The 18,202-nt window shown below is 66.7% G+C and carries 16 protein-coding genes and 1 tRNA gene; 13 read left to right on the top strand and 4 right to left on the bottom strand.

The features are described 5' to 3' along the window. Positions 1-97: 97 nt before the first annotated feature. The gene (locus tag CH274_RS01765; protein ID WP_094656772.1) at positions 98-1,291 is read right to left on the bottom strand and encodes an MFS transporter; all 1,194 of its coding nucleotides are present in this window, start codon (positions 1,289-1,291) and stop codon (positions 98-100) included. 176 nt (positions 1,292-1,467) lie between these two features. On the opposite strand from CH274_RS01765, the gene CH274_RS01770 reads away from it, so the two are divergent. The 5 genes from CH274_RS01770 (at position 1,468) to CH274_RS01790 (ending at position 6,038) form a co-directional block, all read left to right on the top strand. Continuing rightward, complete coding sequence (locus tag CH274_RS01770; RefSeq protein ID WP_094656584.1) at positions 1,468-2,400, top strand: DNA-3-methyladenine glycosylase family protein; 933 nt, start codon at positions 1,468-1,470, stop codon at positions 2,398-2,400. A 51-nt stretch (positions 2,401-2,451) separates the two neighbouring features. Next, positions 2,452-3,396 (top strand): aldo/keto reductase, encoded by a 945-nt coding sequence (locus CH274_RS01775; RefSeq protein ID WP_094656585.1) that lies wholly within the window; start codon positions 2,452-2,454, stop codon positions 3,394-3,396. Positions 3,397-3,457: 61 nt separating this feature from the next. Continuing rightward, positions 3,458-4,717, top strand: a complete 1,260-nt coding sequence (locus tag CH274_RS01780) for a multidrug effflux MFS transporter (RefSeq protein WP_373453898.1) — start codon at positions 3,458-3,460, stop codon at positions 4,715-4,717. A gap of 36 nt (positions 4,718-4,753) precedes the next feature. Then, the gene (locus tag CH274_RS01785) at positions 4,754-5,278 is read left to right on the top strand and encodes a DUF309 domain-containing protein (protein WP_045197506.1); all 525 of its coding nucleotides are present in this window, start codon (positions 4,754-4,756) and stop codon (positions 5,276-5,278) included. Positions 5,279-5,333: 55 nt separating this feature from the next. After that, on the top strand, positions 5,334-6,038 hold the full coding sequence (locus tag CH274_RS01790; protein WP_094656586.1) for a hypothetical protein: 705 nt from the start codon (positions 5,334-5,336) through the stop codon (positions 6,036-6,038). Here the strand turns inward: CH274_RS01790 and CH274_RS01795 are convergent. Next, positions 6,016-6,780, bottom strand: coding sequence for a deoxyribonuclease IV (locus CH274_RS01795; RefSeq protein WP_045200588.1), 765 nt, complete (start codon positions 6,778-6,780; stop codon positions 6,016-6,018). The two genes, CH274_RS01790 and CH274_RS01795, sit on opposite strands and share 23 nt — an antisense overlap. A gap of 75 nt (positions 6,781-6,855) precedes the next feature. On the opposite strand from CH274_RS01795, the gene CH274_RS01800 reads away from it, so the two are divergent. The 5 genes from CH274_RS01800 (at position 6,856) to CH274_RS01820 (ending at position 14,556) form a co-directional block, all read left to right on the top strand. After that, on the top strand, positions 6,856-7,590 hold the full coding sequence (locus CH274_RS01800; RefSeq protein ID WP_032396800.1) for an ABC transporter ATP-binding protein: 735 nt from the start codon (positions 6,856-6,858) through the stop codon (positions 7,588-7,590). A gap of 53 nt (positions 7,591-7,643) precedes the next feature. Continuing rightward, entirely contained in the window at positions 7,644-10,166 is a 2,523-nt protein-coding gene (locus CH274_RS01805) for an ABC transporter permease (protein ID WP_094656587.1), read from the top strand. A gap of 182 nt (positions 10,167-10,348) precedes the next feature. After that, entirely contained in the window at positions 10,349-12,907 is a 2,559-nt protein-coding gene (locus CH274_RS01810) for an alpha/beta fold hydrolase (protein WP_094656588.1), read from the top strand. A 99-nt stretch (positions 12,908-13,006) separates the two neighbouring features. Further along, positions 13,007-13,921, top strand: a complete 915-nt coding sequence (locus CH274_RS01815) for an alpha/beta fold hydrolase (protein WP_256993451.1) — start codon at positions 13,007-13,009, stop codon at positions 13,919-13,921. Continuing rightward, positions 13,918-14,556 carry an LON peptidase substrate-binding domain-containing protein gene (locus tag CH274_RS01820; protein ID WP_032396804.1) on the top strand — a complete coding sequence of 213 codons (639 nt, stop codon included), beginning with the start codon at positions 13,918-13,920 and terminating at the stop codon, positions 14,554-14,556. Before CH274_RS01815 ends, CH274_RS01820 begins: the two co-directional genes overlap by 4 nt. Positions 14,557-14,640: 84 nt before the next feature. Here CH274_RS01820 and CH274_RS01825 read toward each other — a convergent pair. Then, positions 14,641-14,714 (bottom strand) — tRNA-Met (locus CH274_RS01825). Between the two features lie 77 nt (positions 14,715-14,791). On the opposite strand from CH274_RS01825, the gene CH274_RS01830 reads away from it, so the two are divergent. Continuing rightward, a complete protein-coding gene (locus CH274_RS01830; RefSeq protein WP_045197513.1) occupies positions 14,792-15,571 on the top strand; it encodes an enoyl-CoA hydratase/isomerase family protein in 780 nt (259 codons plus the stop codon). Here the strand turns inward: CH274_RS01830 and CH274_RS01835 are convergent. After that, positions 15,554-16,171, bottom strand: coding sequence for a DUF998 domain-containing protein (locus CH274_RS01835; RefSeq protein WP_179275610.1), 618 nt, complete (start codon positions 16,169-16,171; stop codon positions 15,554-15,556). The genes CH274_RS01830 and CH274_RS01835 overlap by 18 nt on opposite strands. A gap of 104 nt (positions 16,172-16,275) precedes the next feature. Here CH274_RS01835 and CH274_RS01840 point away from each other — a divergent pair, with 104 nt between their 5' ends. Both CH274_RS01840 and CH274_RS01845 read left to right on the top strand, forming a co-directional pair. Beyond that, positions 16,276-16,839 carry a TetR/AcrR family transcriptional regulator gene (locus CH274_RS01840; RefSeq protein ID WP_179275611.1) on the top strand — a complete coding sequence of 188 codons (564 nt, stop codon included), beginning with the start codon at positions 16,276-16,278 and terminating at the stop codon, positions 16,837-16,839. Beyond that, positions 16,836-18,191 (top strand): ABC1 kinase family protein, encoded by a 1,356-nt coding sequence (locus CH274_RS01845; protein ID WP_094656591.1) that lies wholly within the window; start codon positions 16,836-16,838, stop codon positions 18,189-18,191. The genes CH274_RS01840 and CH274_RS01845 overlap by 4 nt, the downstream gene beginning before the upstream one ends. The last annotated feature ends 11 nt before the right edge of the window (positions 18,192-18,202 follow it).

Below are 18,202 nucleotides of genomic sequence, written 5' to 3' on the forward strand. Positions count from 1 at the left end.
CAGACCCTACGTCGGGGCACCGTCAAAGCCCGGGTGACTCGCGCACGAACGCCGCGGGACTTGCCCGATGGGTCCGAGGCACGACCGACCCCGCGTATCAGGGCACGCGGGCGAACCTCGATTTCCTACCGTCCACGGTGAGCAACACGAACGCCAGTCCTGCCAACACGGCGATCACGGCCGAGAACAGTACCCCCGCCGCCACCAGCCCCCACTCGCTCGCCGCAGCTCCCGCGCCGATGACCGGGACCGAAATGGCGACGTAGAGCACCACGAAGAACGTCGACGTCACTTCTGCTCGACGGTGCGGCGGAAGTTCCGCGTCGACGGCCGACATGCCGTTGCTGAACGTCACACCCTGCCCCACTCCGCACAGCACAGCCGCAACGATCAGCACCGTCAGCGATGCCACCAGCAACGACACTGCCAGGCACACCAATCCGAGCATCAGGACCACGCAACCCCACCGCTGCGCCGACGTCGGGTCGGCCTTGCGCACGGTGATCTGCGCGGTCGCCGATGCGGCGAAGACTGCGAACACCACGGCACCCGTCACCGCGTGGTTGTCGATCTGCAGCACGCCGGCGATGAATCCCGGTGAGACCGCGGTGAACAGTCCGAGTACCGCGAACCCGGCGAAGCCACCGATCGAGGCGCGCAGAAACGTGCCGCGGACATCCGCCGGTACGGACAAGCGCTGCATGTGCGGCCGGGCACCGCGTGCGACCCTGACGGTCTCGGGCGCGAGGAACACCGCCACCGCTGCCACGACGAGCAGGATGATATCGACGAAGAACGTCAGGCGCAGCGGTTGGGGAAGGTACTCGGCCAACAGTCCCGCAACCAACGGACCGAGGCCGAGTCCGCCGATGTTGGCCGCGGTGGCGATGGCCGGGGCTCGGTCGCGCCACTTGTCCGGTACCAGTTCGATCAAGGTCACCGTCGCGGTACCCACGAAGATTCCTGCCGATATTCCGGACAGCAGGCGCCCGATCACCAGGGCCGTCAACGACTCGGCGAACACGAACACCACGGCGCTGACCAGTCCGAAAGCGATGGCGGCCAACAGCATCGGCCGACGCCCGAGCGAATCGGACCAGCGGCCGAATGCCAGCAGGGCACCGAGTACACCGACCGCGTACGCCGCGAACACCAGGGTGACGACGAAGACGGAGAAGCCGAACTCGATCTCGTACAGCGCATAGAGCGGCGTCGGCATCGTCGTGCCCATCATCGCCACGACGAACGCGTAGGCAACTCCGACGAACGCGGCTGCGCGCGATCGAGTCACGAAGAACCTCCTGATGGTGTCGATGGAACCGGACGCGGCGAGGGAGTCCGTGCGGTGATCCCGCGTTCCGCGGGGCACTATGTATCTTGCCGTCGGTACTGCGATCGTGCCGATCGACGCCCCGCCGAGGACCCATTCGGGCCACACGGCCACGACCCTTCGGAGGTGAAGAACCGATGCCCGACGACGCCGGTTCCGATGGGGTGGTCCGACTCGTCACCTCCGAACAACGGATCGACGTTCGGATGTCGGTGTCGCCGCTGCGTCGGGGCCGAGGTGATCCCACCTACGAGTCGACGCCGGACGGCGGGATCTGGCGCACGTCGCGCATGAGCTCCGGTCCGGTGACGTACCGCCTGACCCAGACCTCGCCGACGAGTGCCCAGGTTCGAGCGTGGGGCCCCGGTGCACCCGACCTGTTGGACGCGGCACCCGCGCTCCTCGGAGTGGACGACGATGCCTCCACGTTCGCACCCGAGCACCCGATTCTCCAGGAAGCCCACCGGCGGCTGCCGCACCTGCGACTGGGTAGAACGGGGCTGGTGCTCGAGGCCCTGATCCCGGCGATCATCGAGCAACGAGTACACGGACTTTCGGCCTTCGGGTCGTGGCGTTACCTGGTGACCAAGTTCGGCGAGAAGGCACCGGGTCCGACGCCGAAGCCGATGTCCGTCTTCCCGACACCCGACGTGTGGCGCCGTATCCCGTCGTGGGAGTACCACCGCGCCAACGTCGACCCGGCCCGGTCCAAGACCGTCGTCCGCGTTGCCTGCGCGGCCGGTCGTCTGGAGGAGGCGTCGGGAATGACACCCGAGGACGCTGCGCGCAGGCTGCGGGCCATCCCGGGCGTCGGCGTCTGGACGGCGGCCGAGACCGCGCAACGCGCCCTCGGGGATCCCGACGCATTGTCGGTGGGCGACTATCACCTGGCGTCGGTGGTGGGCTGGTCACTGTTGGGTAGGCCGATCGACGACGCGGAGATGGTCGAGTATCTCCGACCCCTGGCACCGCACAGGCATCGCGCGATTCGGCTGCTGTATCTGAGCGGTAAGGCCACCAAGCCCAAGTTCGGTCCTCGCACCGCGCTGGTGGATCACACGTGGCACTGAGCCTTCGCTGCTCGTACAGTCGAGTTGTTCGCCAACGTAAGGGGTTTGACTGTGGTTGCCATCGGTAGTTCCGATCTGGAGATCTTTCCGCTCGCACTGGGCGGGAACACGTTTGGCTGGACCAGCGACGAGGCCGAGTCGTTCGAGATCCTCGACGCGTTCACCGCAGGCGGAGGCAACTTCGTCGACACCGCGGATTCGTACTCGGCATTCGCCGACGGCAACTCCGGCGGTGAGTCCGAAACGATCATCGGCAAGTGGACCAGAGCCCGCGGAAACCGGGACGATGTCGTCATCGCCACCAAGGTCAGCCAACATCCCGACTTCCGCGGACTGGCCCCGGAGAACATCCGTGCCGCCGCAGACGCGTCGCTGGCTCGGCTGCAGACCGACCGAATCGACGTCTACTACGCGCACTACGACGACGAGAAGACTCCGCTGGTCGAGTCCCTCGCAGCGTTCGACGCATTGGTCCGGGCAGGCAAGGTGCGGTACGTGGCCATCTCGAACTACACCCCGGCGCGGGTGCGTGAATGGCTCGGCCTCGCCCGAGACAACGGTTTCGCGGCACCGATCGCACTGCAGCCGCACTACAACCTGGTCGCCCGCCGTGACTACGAAGGCGAGCTGCAGAATCTGGCCGTCGAGAACGATCTCGGCGTGTTTCCCTACTTCTCCCTCGCCGCCGGATTCCTCACCGGTAAGTACCGCACCCGCGAAGACCTGGCCGGCAAGCAACGCGAACGTCTGACCACGGGGTACTTCTCGGACGCCGGTCTCGACGTGGTGCAAGGCCTACGTGAGATCGCCGAATCACGTTCGGCGGAGATTTCGAGCGTGGCCCTCGCGTGGCTGCTCGCGCGACCGGGCGTCACCGCCCCGATCGCCAGCGCGAGCAAGATCTCACAGCTACCGGCTCTGCTCGACGCACCCGCATTGGCTCTGACCAGCCAGGAAGTGGAGAAGCTGACCGTACTGTCCGACGCCGTGGCATAGGACACGAAAGTTGTAGTCAGCAACCGGGAACAGAACGAGTACCCCGGTTGCTGAAAGTCGGGTGGCCCAAGCACCGAACACGACAGCAGCCGAGACACCCGTAGCACCAGCGACGAACACCTCTCCCGAGCCGACGTCGAAGGAACGCCTGCGGGTGATCCTGGTTCTCGGCGCACTCATCGCGCTCGGTCCGCTGACCATCGACATGTATCTGCCGGCTCTTCCGGCCATCGCCGACGACCTGAACACCCCGTCGTCGGCGGTGCAGCTCACCCTCGCAGGCACGTTGATCGGCCTCGCCCTCGGACAGCTCGTCATCGGGCCGCTCTCGGACATCGTCGGCCGACGACTACCGCTCATCGTCGGTACCGGAGTGCACATCCTGGCCTCCGTCGCCTGCATCGTGGCTCCCAACATCGCCGTTCTCGGTGGCCTACGCGTGGTGCAGGGTCTCGGTGCCGCCGCCGCTGCAGTGGTCGCGATGGCCATCGTGCGAGACCTGTTCAGCGGCCGCGCGGCCGCAACCGTGTTGTCCCGGCTGATGCTCGTCATGGGCGTCGCACCCGTGCTGGCACCCTCGCTCGGCGGTGCCGTGCTGCTGGTCGGATCGTGGCGTCTCGTGTTCGCCGCGCTGGCGATCATGGGTGTCGCCCTGATAACACTGGCGATCGTGTCGCTACGCGAGACGCTGCCGCCCGAGCGCCGTCGGGCGAGCGGAGTCATGCCGGTGTTGCGCACCTACCGCTCTCTGCTGCGCGACGCCCAGTTCGTGGTGCTCGTTCTCGTCGCGGCCCTCGCGATGTCCTCGTTGTTCGCGTACATCGCCGGTTCGTCGTTCGTTCTGCAGGAGGAATTCGGCCTCGACGAGCAGCAGTTCGCCATCGTCTTCGCCGCCGGTGCGATCTCGCTCATCGGTGCATCTCAGCTCAACGTCCTCCTGCTCGGACGCTTCGCTCCGGTGCAGATCGTGCTGGCCGCGCTGTCGTTCGCCGTGCTCGCGGGCGGAGTCATGGCCGTGCTGGCGATCGCCGAGATCGGTGGGATGGCCGGCTTCGTGATTCCGCTGTGGTTCGTGCTCGGTGCCGTCGGATTCGTCATGCCCAACGCACCTGCGCTCGCGCTGTCCAGGCACGGTGAGGCCGCAGGCGGTGCCGCTGCCCTTCTCGGAGCAGCTCAGTTCGGGCTCGGTGCCATCGTCGCGCCGATCGTCGGTGCCCTCGGAAACGACGCCGTTGCCGTGTCCACCACGATGGTCGCGACCTCTGCCGCCGCACTGGCAGCTCTGGGTGTCATCACCGCACGCACGTCGTCGCGACTGTGAGCTCGGAGCGGGCCACCACCCGCTAGGGTTTCCGCCATGGCCGAACGTGAACGTGATGCGCACGGTAAGCCCCTGAACGCCAGGCCTCGGGACGGTCTCGGGCGGCCCCTCGCTCGCGGCGGCAACGGAACTCCACGCGTGCCCGACGACCTCCGGCTTCCGCCCGCCGCCGCACTCGTCGAAGCCCAGAGATTCCTCGACGCGAACATGCCGTTCCATGCGCACGAGGTACTGGAAGGCACGTGGAAGAGCTGCTCGCCCGACGAGCGTCCGTTGTGGCAGGGCCTGGCCCAACTCGCCGTCGGTTTGACCCATCTGATGCGTGGCAACCGCGTCGGTGCCGGTTCGCTGCTCCGGCAAGGACACGACCGGCTCATCGGTTTCGAGGCCGACCCTCCGCATCGTGTCGATGTCGCCGGTCTGCTGACCTGGTCCGAGGGCCTGCTCGGCGAGCTCGAGACCGGAAGGTTACCGGCCTCTCCCGGCATTCCGGCGCTGCGCACCACCGACCGAACCGATCCCGACGGGGGCGTCCTGGCGTCCGATTCCGGCTCGAGCTAACCTGAGCAAGGTTAGGTAAGGCTAGGACAATCCGATCGGAAGTGGGGTCGCCGGCATGAGCGTGTTCGGACCGCTGAGACTCGTGCACCGCGAGGCGATCAGCCCGGCCCAGCTCGGACGCACTCTCTGCACCGAGGTAGCCGAACAGGTCCCGTACTGGGTCGCCGTCCTGACCCCGGCGGAGCGACCGTTGCTCACCGAACAGTTCACGAGATTCGAGCAGACGTCGATGACGTTCGCACTGCCCGACGGTGCGCATCACCGCCGCGTTCTGCTGCTGGCCGCCCTGGGCTCGGCCGTGTCCACGTGGCAGAGAAACAACCGTCGCGGCTCCTCGGCCGGCGCGTTGGTCGACCTCGATCTCGATCGCACCGGTGCCGTTCACCCGGTCCGACTCCCCGCGGTCCACACCGACGCCCTCACCGTGCCCTCCCACGCCGAACACCTTCTCGACGATGTCGCGAGGCGGCTCGCCTCGGTGCCGAACGCCGGCCGCGACTATGCGCTGACCCGCAACTATCCCGCGCTGGCCTGCCGCGCGGGAGCTCAGATCATCGTCCGTGACTCTGCCCTGGCCGAGCCCAGCCGCGACCACGCCATCGACATCGGAATCACGGTGACCGACACAGGCATTGCCCTGGCACGAATCACCTGGGCGCACGGCCTGCAGGGAGCCGACGAGCTGATCCGGTTGTGGTCGGACACCGCTCGCCAGCTGGCGACGACGACGCCCGCCGCTACAGGCTCTTCAGCAGCCTGACGTCGTCTTCGATCCCCTCGGGCGGAGTCTCGAGGATCACCGGCGCGTCGGCCGCCAACGCGACTGCCGTCAGGATCTCGGCGTCGATCGTTCCGGTGCCCAGATTCGCGTGCCGGTCTCGCGCCGAGTCGAATTCGTCGCGTGAATTGTTCAGGTGCACCAGATCGATTCGTCCGGTGATGGCCTTGATTCGGTCGACCACGTCGACCAGGTCCTCACCCCCGGCCCACGCATGGCAGGTGTCCAGACAGAATCCGGCACCGAACTCACCGATCGCGTCCCACAACCGGGCGATGTCGTCGAAGTGGCGTGCCATCGCGGAGTCTCCGCCCGCGGTGTTCTCGACGAAGATCGGCACGGCGAAGCCGCCCTGCTCCGCCTGGCGCTCGAACAGCTTGCGCCAGTTGTCGATTCCCTTCGCGGTGTCCTCGCCCTCACGAACGTGGCCGCCGTGGACGACCAGACCGATGGCCCCGATCTCGGCCGCAGCAGCAGCCTGCTCGACGACGGCCTTGCGCGAGGGAATGCGGATCCGATTGTTCAAACTCGCCACGTTGAGCACGTAGGACGAGTGCACCACCACGTCGACGTCGCCGGTCAACAACGCCTCGCCCTGGGGGTGCGGGGAAAGTTTGTTCCACTTCTGCGGATCGGTGAGGAACATCTGGACGAGGTCGACGCCGAGCGCCTCGGCGGTACCGAGAGGGTCGCTGCTGTCGCGGACGTGGGCTCCGATGCGCATGACGCCCATCATAGGGGTGGTGTTCAGGGTCTCCCCTGATAGCGACGGGCGCGGAACGCTGGAACACTGGCACGCATGAGCGACATTGCCGCACGTGCGGTCGACGTATCGAAGGTTTACGGATCCGGGGACACCCAGGTTCACGCACTGTCGGGGGTGAGCGTCGACTTCGCGCGCGGCGAATTCACCGCCATCATGGGACCGTCGGGTTCGGGCAAGTCGACGCTGATGCACTGCCTGGCCGGATTGGACAACGCATCCTCGGGCACGGTGACCATCGGCGACACCGAGTTGACGGCACTCTCCGACAAGGAGATGACCGGATTGCGCAGGGACCGAATCGGATTCGTGTTCCAGGCGTTCAATCTGGTGCCGACACTGACCGCGCTGGAGAACATCACGTTGCCGCTCGACATCGCGGGCCGCGCAGCGGACCAGGCCTGGCTCGACACCGTGGTCGACAAATTGGGCCTGCGCGACCGCCTCGATCACCGTCCCAGCGAACTCTCGGGCGGGCAGCAGCAGCGAGTGGCGTGCGCGCGTGCGCTGGCGGGCAGGCCCGACATCGTGTTCGGCGACGAGCCGACCGGTAACCTGGATTCTCGCTCGTCCGGCGAGGTGCTGTCGATTCTGCGCACTGCCGCAGACGAATTCGACCAGACCGTCGTCATCGTCACGCACGATCCACGCGCGGCCAGCTACGCCGACCGCGTCGTGTTCCTCGCCGACGGTGCGGTCATCGATCAGCTGAACTCGCCCACGGCCGACGCCGTACTCGAACGGATGAAGAAGCTGGAGACGGTCCGATAATGGCGCATTCCGTTTCCAACAAACCTCCTCGACAAAAGCCGTCGGGCAATCCCATGCGCAAGGTGTCGTTGAGAAACCTTGCAGCACACAAGGTTCGGTTGGCGTTGACCGTGCTGTCCGTCGTGCTCGGCACGGCGTTCGTCGCGGGTTCGTTCGTCTTCACCGACACCCTCCAGCGCACCTTCTCCTCGCTGTTCGCCGACACCGCACAGGGCGCGGACGTTCGAGTGAGCCCCGAGGACGCGCGCTCTTCCGGCGTGCCGAACGAGGACATCGCAGCGATCTCGGCGTTGCCGAACGTGCGCGCCGTGTCCCCGTACGTCGGCGGACAGTTGGTACTGCTGGGCTCGGACGGTGCCGCCGTCCAGTCCGGCGGCGCACCGACCATCGGTGAGTCGTACCTCCCGGACGACCAACGACTCGGCGATCCGACCACCTTCGTCGACGGTTCGGCTCCCACCGCTCCCGGTCAGATCGCCATCAACGCCGGTGGCGCCGAGCGCGCAGGCCTGAAAGTGGGTGACGCCACCCAGGTCCTCGTGCCGTCCAAGGGCATCACCGACGTCACCGTCAGCGGAATTTATTCCACGGCAACCGAATCCGGCGGCTACATCGGAATCCAGTTCGTGCAGAGCCAGGCGAACGAGCTGTTCACCGACGGCGCTCACGTGCAGTACATCGACGTCGCGGGCAACGATCTCGCCGCGCGAGGATTGGGTCAGAGCGATCTTCGCGACGAGATCGCCGCGGCATTCCCCGATCTGAAGGTCCAGACCGCCGCGGACGTACAGGCCGAAACTCAGGCCGAGGTCGAGTCCGCGCTGTCGTTCATCAACTACTTCCTGCTCGCCTTCGGCGGGATCGCCCTGCTGGTCGGCACCTTCATCATCTACAACACGTTCTCGATGATCGTCGCGCAACGCGTCCGCGAACTGGCACTGCTGCGCGCCATCGGAGCCAGCCGCGGACAGGTCAGCCGGTCGGTCGTCCTCGAAGCCCTCGTCGTGGGCGTCATCGGCAGCGTCCTGGGCTTCGTCGGCGGAGTCGGGCTCGCCTACGGCCTACGAGCACTGCTGAACGCCTTCGACCTGGGCCTGCCGTCGGGACCGCTGGCACTGGAGCCGCGCACCGTTGTCGTCGCCTTCGCCGTCGGCATCCTCGTCACCGTGCTGAGCGCGTACGCACCGGCCCGACGAGCGGCCAAGATTCCGCCGGTCGCCGCGATGCGAGAGGAGTTCGCCTCTGCGGGCGACACCCTGCGCACCCGGACGTTCGTGGGCGTCGGCCTGGGAATCGCAGGCGCAGCCGCACTGATCATCGGCGCGCAGTCGACCGGCGGGGCTGCCGCTGCCACGGTCGGCGCGGGAGCCGTCGCGCTGATCGTCGCCACCGCACTGGCCGCACCGTCGCTGTCACGGCCGGTGGTCGGCGCGCTGGGTGCCGTCATCACCCGTCCGTTCGGCGCGATCGGACGCTTGGCCAGGACCAACTCGGTACGCAACCCGCGACGCACCGCGGCCACCGCCTTCGCGCTGATGCTCGGACTCATGCTCGTCACCGTCATCGGCGTGCTCGGATCCACCGCCAAGGCCAGCGTCGACTCACTCGTGGACACCGGCGTCGAGGCGGACTACATCCTGTCCGGTCCGCAGTCGATCGGCGTTCCGACCGGTGCCACGACTGCAGCACAGCAGGTGACCGGCGTGGACCGCACAGCGGTACTGCACCCGGTGTTCGTCACCATCGCAGGCCAGGAGGAGTACGGCGCCGCCATCGACGGCTCACCCGAGGGACTGCTCGAGCTGTCGATGGTTCAGGGCACTGCAGACCTCGACAGCGAGGGATTCTCGGTGTCGGAGACCGAAGCGGCGACGCGCGGGTGGACGGTCGGAACCGAGGTCACCTTCGACACCGTGGACGGGGCGTCGGTCCCGGTGACCGTCACCGGCGTGTTCACCGACAATCCGCTCATCGGGAGTTGGATCGTCTCGGGCGACATCTACCAGGAGGTGACGCCGTCCATCACCCGGTCCGACATCCTGGTTCTGGTCAAGGCCACGCCCGGAACAGACCTGGACACGCTGCGGACCGACCTCGAGGCCGCGACCAAGCCGTTCGTCGTCGTCCAGGTCCAGGACGTGGAGGAGTTCAAGGGTAGCCAGGGTCAACAGATCGACACCCTGCTCGCCGTTCTGTACGGATTGCTGGCACTGGCCGTCGTCATCGCCGTGCTCGGCATCGTCAACACGCTGGCCCTGTCGGTCGTCGAGCGGCGTCGGGAGATCGGCATGCTGCGCGCGATAGGCATGCAGCGGCCTCAGGTACGACGCATCATCTATCTCGAGTCGCTGCTCATCGCACTGTTCGGCGCGATCGTGGGCGTCGTCCTCGGCATCGCGTTCGGGTGGGGATTCGTGCAGACTCTCCGCGACGAGGGCCTGGGCACCATGACCGTGCCGTGGGGCCAGGTGGTGGCGATGCTGGTCGGATCCGCTGTCGTCGGTGTGTTGGCGGCGCTGTGGCCCGCCGTCCGAGCCGCACGCACGAAGCCGCTCGAGGCCATCGCGGACCTGTAGGGGCGTACCCGAAACCGACCGGACATTCCGCAACGTCACCCTATTGTTGGGAATGTCCGGTTTTCCGCTTGCGTAAAAAGGCTGTTCACGTCTACCTTTGGAGCGGTAAAACAGTCTCGAAGCCGGTTTAGAGGTATCAAACCGACTTCGCAATCACGGGTCGGGCTCGTGCAAGGAGAATCATGTCTATTCAGGACATCGATGCGCCGACCCGACTGTCGCTGGCCCCGCTGTGTCGGCCGGAACGTCGCGACACCCTGATGGCCCGCTACCGCGAGGTGGCCCACGCTCTGCCGCACGCCATCGCACTCGACGTCGACGGCACCTCGCTCACCTTCGACGAGCTCCTGCATCGCGCCTACTCCTCGGCACGGAAGATCGCCACGCTCTTTCCCACCGATTCTCGGCCGCTCGCCGTGGAGACCGACGCGACGACGCATTCGATCGAGTTGATGCTCGCCGTCGTCGCAGCGGGCCATCCCCTGGTTCCACTGGACCCCATGCTTCCCGCCGAGCGCCGCGCCACGATCATCGACCAGGCGGGCGCGACAGCGTTGGACCCCGCCACCGTCGCCGCAGCCATCGACTCCTGTGTTCCACTGCCGACGCTGTCGGGCGACCACACTGCGGTGATCAACTACACCTCGGGATCCACCGGCACCGCCAAGGGTGTGATCCTCAGCCACCGCATGTGTCTGACCAAGGCATACGAGGTCGCCACCGCGTTGGCACTGAGCCCACACGACCGCGTCGGAAACTCCCTTCCGGTCAGCTTCGGTGCCGGCTTGAACACCCTGTTCGCGGGGTTGCTCGGCGGTGCCGCCGTGTACTGCCGCGACCCCAGGTCCGGTGTCCCCAGCAGCACCGTCGAGTGGGCAGCCGAGCATTCCCTGACCACGCTGCACTGCTCGTCGTCGCTGCTGCGCGCAGTCTCCGGAGCCGATCACGGACCCATCGGGCGCGGGGCCGTGTCCACGCTGCGGGTGGTCGTCACGTACGGGGAATCCCTGCACTCCGACGATGCCGACGGCTTTCGGCGGCGATTCGACAGCCGCGCCACGGTGGTCAACTGGTACGCGACCACCGAAGCCGGTGCCGTCGCGTACAGCGAATACCCGCCCGAACGAGCGCTGCCGTCGGGCTTTCTCCCTGCAGGCAGACCCATCACGGGCAAGCTCGTCGAAGTCGTGACCTCCGACGGTTCCACGTGTGCACCGGACGTGATCGGCGAAGTACGGGTGACGGCGAGCTGCCTGGCCGACGGCTACCTCGGCGGTGCCGGTCTGGACTCCCAACGATTCACCGCCCTCGGCGACGGTCTGTTCCGGTATCGCACCGGCGATCTGGGCCGACTCGACGACCACGGGACGCTGCACCTGGCCGGACGCATCGACGACGCCGTCAAGGTGCGCGGATACCTGGTGGAGCCGGCCGAGGTCGAGGCAGCACTGCGCGCCATGCCGGAGATCGGCGACGCAGCGGTGATCGGTCGGACCTCCGGCACCGACACCGACCTGGTCGCCTACGTGTGCTCGGCTCGTTCCGGTCGGCGACCGTCCGTGGGCGAGATCCGAGCGTCGCTGCGCCGGACGCTGCCGGAATGGATGGTCCCCACCCACATCGTCGCGCTCGACGCGATGCCGCGAAACGAGCGCGGCAAGCTCGACCGAAGTGCACTGCCCGAGCCCGCCGATCGACGCGTCGAGCGCACGGCGGTCGGCCCGACCGAGTACATCGTGGCCGAGGCCGCGCGCACCGCGATCGGGCTGGACACCATCGGCCGGGACGAGGATTTCCTGGCGCTGGGCGGCAACTCGCTGACCACAACGGCAATGCTGGCTCACCTTCGTGAGAGCCTGAAGATCGATCTGACGCCGGAGGACGTGTTCACGGCGACCACCGTTCGAGCATTGGCCGTGACAGTCGATGCTCGCCTGGAGGAAGCAGCGACTGCGCGTCGGCGTACAACCGGCGAACACGACGTCCTCGTGCCGCTGCGCACCGAGGGCAGCAAGGCACCGATCTTTCTGATCGGCGGTGCAGGCGTCGGTGCGATGGCCTTTCTCAACCTCGTCAAGCACATCGACGAGGACCGCCCGGTGTATGCGCTGCAGGCGCACGGCCGAGGCAAGCGCGGACGCCCGGACCGAACGATTCGGCGAACCGCGAAGCGCTACGTCGACGCTGTTCGTACGGTCCAACCCGAGGGCCCGTTCCATCTGATCGGCCACTCGCTCGGCGGCTGGATCGCCATCGCGATGGCGGAGGAGATCCGAGACTCCGGCCTCGGCTCCCCGCACCTGCTGCTTCTCGACACGCGGCTGTTCCGGCATCTGCTGGACAGGTTGCCCGGTGGTACCGAGGTTCCGGCTGCGCCGCCTGCTCGTACGCGAGAAGAAGCAGGCTTCCACCTCGGTCGCATCGGCACCGCCGCCCTCTGGGTACGGATGCAGTTCGCCGGGCTGCTGCGGTACCCGACGACAATGGAATGGTTGGTCTTCGCAAGCATCGGGTACGTGGCGTTGAACAAGCACGTGCCGACACCGTGGTCGGGTTCGATGACCGTGGTTCGCACAGCGGAGAACGTGAAGGATCTCAGGTCGTGGCAGGCGGTCGGCCGTGGTGAGCTGAGCTTCGTCGACATCCCCGGAGATCACGTCGACATGTTGCGCGAACCGATGGCCGAACACTTGGCCGAGACGATCGCGAACACCTTCGACGAGGCGGGGCTCGCGCGCTGACCGAGGGTCTGTCGCAGTGTCGGCTCAGCTTGTACGTTTGTGCCAGCGGCTCGCCGAGCCACGCGACGACCCGGGAATCACACGACGAGGAGGTCGACCATGAGTTCATCGTACGAATTGCAGTCGGTAGAACTACACAAGGACGTCCTGCGATACGTGGACATGGGCGACGGCCCTCCCGTGATTCTGGTGCACGGCCTGCTCGGATCGCATCAGTCCTGGGGCACGCAGCTCGAACGTCTGTCGCAGAAGTATCGGGTCGTCGCGCCCGACCTGTTCGGCCACGGTGAATCCGACAAGCCCACCGGCGACTACTCGCTGAGTTCGCACTCGGCCACCATTCGCGACCTCATGGATCACCTGAACATCGACTCGGCCCCGATGGTCGGTCACTCGCTCGGCGGCGGCATCGTCATGCAGCTGACGTACCTCTTCCCCGAGCGGGTCGATCGCCTGGCGCTGGTCAGCAGCGGCGGCCTCGGCCCGGAAGTGAGTCTGCTCCTCAAGGCCGCGACGCTGCCCGGCAGTGAGCTGGTACTGCCACTGCTCGCATCGGACTGGTTCCGCAAGAACACCGAGGGCGCGCTTGCGCAGCTGGGCAAATGGGGTCTGCCGGTCAAGCCTGGTCCCAGCATGGCCGAGACCTGGCGGTCGTTCCGGTCCGTGGCCGACCGCTCCACCCGCGGCGCATTTCTGGCGTCGACGCGTGCCGTGGTGGGCCCGCGTGGTCAGACCGTCAGCGCCAAGCAACATTTCGAGAAGTTCGAGTCGATTCCGTCGCTGCTCGTCTGGGGCGGCAAGGACCGGATGATTCCCGCCAAGCACGCCGACAACATTCGACGCGAGGTCCCGAACAGTCGCGTCGAGATCTTTCCCGACGCCGGCCACTTTCCCCAGCTCGACGAGCCGGACTTCTTCTTCCGACTGCTCGACGAATTCCTGGACTCCAACCGGACCGAGAAGAGCGCAGCCGAGGCGATCGCCCCGGCGGCTGTTCCGTTGCAGCACCCGTGAGCGTGACCCCGATGTTCCCGCTCGGCAGCGTGCTGCTCCCCGGCGAACGTCTGCCACTGCACATCTTCGAGCCGCGCTACCAGGCTCTGGTGCACGACTGCCTGAAGCAAGAAGATCCGAGCTTCGGTGTGGTGCTCATCGCGCGTGGGCACGAGGCCGGCGGCGGCGACGTACGGCACGACGTGGCGACGACCGCACACATCATCGGGCACGAGTCCATCGGCAACGGCCGATACCTGCTCGAGTGCGTCGGCGGTGAACGGATCAGGATCGACGCCTGGCTGCCGGACGATCCGTACCCACTGGCCGACGTCCGAGCGTGGCCGGACGAGGACACCGACGCGGTGATCGCCGACACCGAATTCGACGCCACCTGGGCGCGGGTCGAAGATCTCTACGAGCTGATCGGTCGACTCGAATCGGCGGAAAGCGTTGTCACACCCGGTGTTCCGGACTTCCTGGGCCTGCCCATCTCGGCCGCCGAGAAAATCTGGTCGCTGGCAGCACTGATTCCGATGGGTCAATCCGATCGACTGGACATCCTGTCTGCGCCGGACGCCCGAGCACGCATGACCGCTCTCGACGACGCCATCGAGAATGTGACCGCTGTCGTGCAGTTCAGACTGCAGCCCTGATCGACGAACCCCGCGGCACCACAGACGAGGGCACCACAGACGAGTCAGGCCCGACATCATCGATGTCGGGCCTGACTCGTGTAGTAGCGGGGACAGGATTTGAACCTGCGACCTCTGGGTTATGAGCCCAGCGAGCTACCGAGCTGCTCCACCCCGCGTCGGGTGTTCACTACGCTACATGCCATCTCGGCAGTCTCCCAATCGCCTGGTCAGCCGCACGCTCTACGGTTCAGGTATGCCCACCGAGCCTTCGCCTGTCCTGACCTTTCCGCACGCGGCGGTCGCCCAGATCACCTTGAGCAACCCGCCGGTGAACGCGCTGACCCGACCGGCGACGCGTCGACTGCGCGCCGTCCTTCGAGAGTTGGCCGACAGTGCCGCGGTTCGGGCGGTCGTTCTCACCGGCGACCGGGTGTTCAGCGCCGGTTCGGACATCACCGAGATGCCCGAGATGCAGAACGACGGTGACGTGCTGGCCCGCAAGAGCAATCTCGAGAACGCCACCCTGGAATTGCTCGACGATCTGCCGCTGCCCACCGTCGCGGCAATCGGCGGATTCGCGTTGGGCGGCGGTCTCGAGCTGGCGCTGTGCTGCGACCTCGTCGTCGCCGACGCGGGAGCTCGACTCGGACTCCCGGAGATCGACCTCGGTGTGATCCCCAGCAGCGGCGGCTCCATGCGTGCGCTGCGTCGGGTGGGTCAGGCCCGCGCCGCCGAGCTGGTGTTGCTCGGCGAGCCCGTATCGGCCGAGACTGCTCTGGAGTGGGGCCTGATCAATCGCGTCGCTCCGCGTGGACAGTCCTTGTCGATGGCCCTGGACTTGGCGCAGGCGCTGGCGCGAAAATCCCGCTCTGCTGTTCGGGCGAACAAGCAGGCCCTCGCGCTCACGTTCGGAGAGTCCCCCGGCCTACCGGCGCGACGGGCGTTGCCGGTGTTCGAGGAGGCGTTCGAGTCGGCGGACGGCAGGGAGGGTGTGCGCGCGTTCCTCGCCAAGGAGTCACCCGACTTCGGATAGGCGGCGCTTGGCCAGAATCGTTGCGCCGGTGACGATCTCCCATCCGATGATGGTGTAGACCGAAATGCGCTCGAATGTTCCGCCGCCGAGGATTCCGGTGTCGGCGAGAAACAGGGCCAGCCCCACCAGGCCTGCCACTCCTGCGGTTGCACTGCTCACGGTGTACCAACGCGGCGCGCCGACGCGGCCGCCGTATCGGCCCGCCGCCAGCAGTACCAGGTTGCCGCCGACGATCGCCATGCCCGCACCCACCGCATGGGGCGTCGAGGCCCCGTCGACGGAGGCGTGAGCGAGCCCGACGACGATGCTGCCGACACCGTGCACAACGGAGGTGCCGGCCACGATCCACCGCGCGCGGCCCTCGAAGAGAACCGACAGTCCCAGCCCCGCCAGGACGAACAACGTGCCGTCGACGACGAAGCCGGTGTTCATCACTGCGTGCAGCGGCGAGATGTCCGGGATACCGAGGTCGCTGATGTTGTTGCGGGCGTAGCTGTACGGCCGATCGGTCCACCCCAGCGCGGCGACGGCCTCGGCGGCCAGATAGGTCAACCCGCCGACGAGGAACGCACCAGCGGCCAGGACGGTCGTTCTCTTCACAGCTGTACGACCCATCTCGGCTCGACCCCGATGGGTCATTTCGCAGGCTCCACTCCCGGAGCCCCGATACACCTGGCGTGTACCGATTGGTACAGTACCGGCTCATGAGCGATCGCCACAACGTGGTGCCGATACTCGCAGGGGTGTTCCGCGACCACGGATTCGACGGATCGTCCCTCGCGGTCATCAGCAAACGGACCGGCCTGGGGAAAGGCAGCCTCTACCACTACTTTCCGCGGGGAAAGCAGGAGATGGCCGAGGCCGTCCTCGACGACGTCGAACTGTGGTTCCACCACAACGTGTTCGAGCCGTTGCGACACGGCACCGATGCCGCGTCGACCACCCACGAGATGTTCGAGCAGATCGCCCGATACTTCCGGTCCAATCGACTGGTGTGCCTGTTCGGAGCGTTCACACTCGGTCTCGACCGTGCCGTGTTCTCGGGCCGCGTCGCAACGCATTTCGCCCACTGGATCGACGCACTCACTCCGGTACTGAGCCGTATGGGACACGGCGACTCGGCCGCCGAACTGGCCGAGGAGATCGTGGCCGGAATACAGGGCGCGTTGGTGCTCTCGCGCGCCTCCGACGACGCCACCCGGTTCGATCGACTGCTGGCGCGCCTGGAAGCCTCGGCGGCGCGGGTTCCTGCTGGGGTGAACGCATGACGCCCGAGCCCCTGACCCCGAAGCCGGCACCCGAGCTGAGGAAGTTCGGGGTACGAGAACTGTTGCGGCTCATCGTCATCGGCTCGGTGTTGGCGTACTTCCAATTCGTCGCGATCGGCCGCTGGGTGCGCGCGCCGCGGCGCGGGTGGCCGCTGCACGCCTCGGAGGCCGTCGTCGACGCCTTCTTCGTTCTCGGTCCCACCTTCGTCAAGGTCGGGCAGTTGATGGGGTCCTCACCGGGGCTGTTTCCCAAGGTCCTCGCCGACACCTGTCTGCGCTGCCTCGACGAGGTGCCACCGTTCCCCGGGGCACAGGCGCGCGCCGTGATCGAGGCCGATCTGGGCCGCGGAATCGACGAGCTGTTCTCCTCGTTCGACGACGTGCCGCTCTCGTCCGCCTCGGTCGCTCAGGTGCATCTGTGTGTGCGCCGCGACAACGGCCGTGAAGTGGTCATGAAGGTGCAACGACGAGGCATCTACCACCGAATGAAGATCGACCTGCGTATCGCGTACCTCATCGCCCGCGGACTCGAGAACTTCATTCCGTTCTTCGCCACGGCCAACGCGTCGGCCATCATCGTCGACCTGCACGCTGCCACCTTCGCCGAACTCGACAGCGCCGTGGAAGCCAAGCGTCAGGACAGCTTTCGCGCGGCAATCGGCGCGTTCGGCGACAACGAGCACGTCACCGCTCCCGAGGTTTTCCTCGACTACTGCGGTGGCCGTGTCATCTGCATGGAGCGCATGCACGGTTCCCCACTCGACCGCTACGAGCCGGGGGATCAGTCCGAGCTCATCGTTCGTCGCGCAGCCAAGGTCTGGATGGAAGCCCTTGTGCTGCACGGCCTGTTCCACGGCGACGTGCATGCGGGCAACGTCTGGGTTCTCGACGACGGCAGGGTGGCGTTCCTCGACTTCGGAGTCATGGGCGAGGTGGACGAGCAGTGGCGCGCGCTACTGCTCGACCTGTTCCACGCCACCGTGATCGACGGCGACTTCACCCGACTCGCCGGCACCGTCAAACGCCTGGGAATCGTTGCCCCACAGATGGGTTCGGACGCCGAAGTCGGTGCGATCCTACAGTCGGTCTTCGCTCCGATGCTCTCGGCAACCCTCGCGCACTTCAGCCTGGCGGACTTCATTCGAGCGCTGGTTGGCATGGGCAAGCAGTACAAGACGTCGAGCCCGGAGGAGTTGATCCTGGTGGCCAAGCAGCTCGGCTACTTCGAGCGGTACGCAATCGAACTCGCGCCCGACTGGGCTCTGGGAACCGATCCGTTCGTGTTCAAGAACGTCTTCCCTGCCGAGATCGCAGCCCTGGCCGAGGCAAGAGGCGTCGAGCTGCCGGAGTGAACCGGCAGCCC

Source organism: Rhodococcus sp. 06-418-5, assembly GCF_002258285.1.
In the GTDB taxonomy this organism is placed as follows: Bacteria; Actinomycetota; Actinomycetes; order Mycobacteriales; family Mycobacteriaceae; genus Rhodococcoides.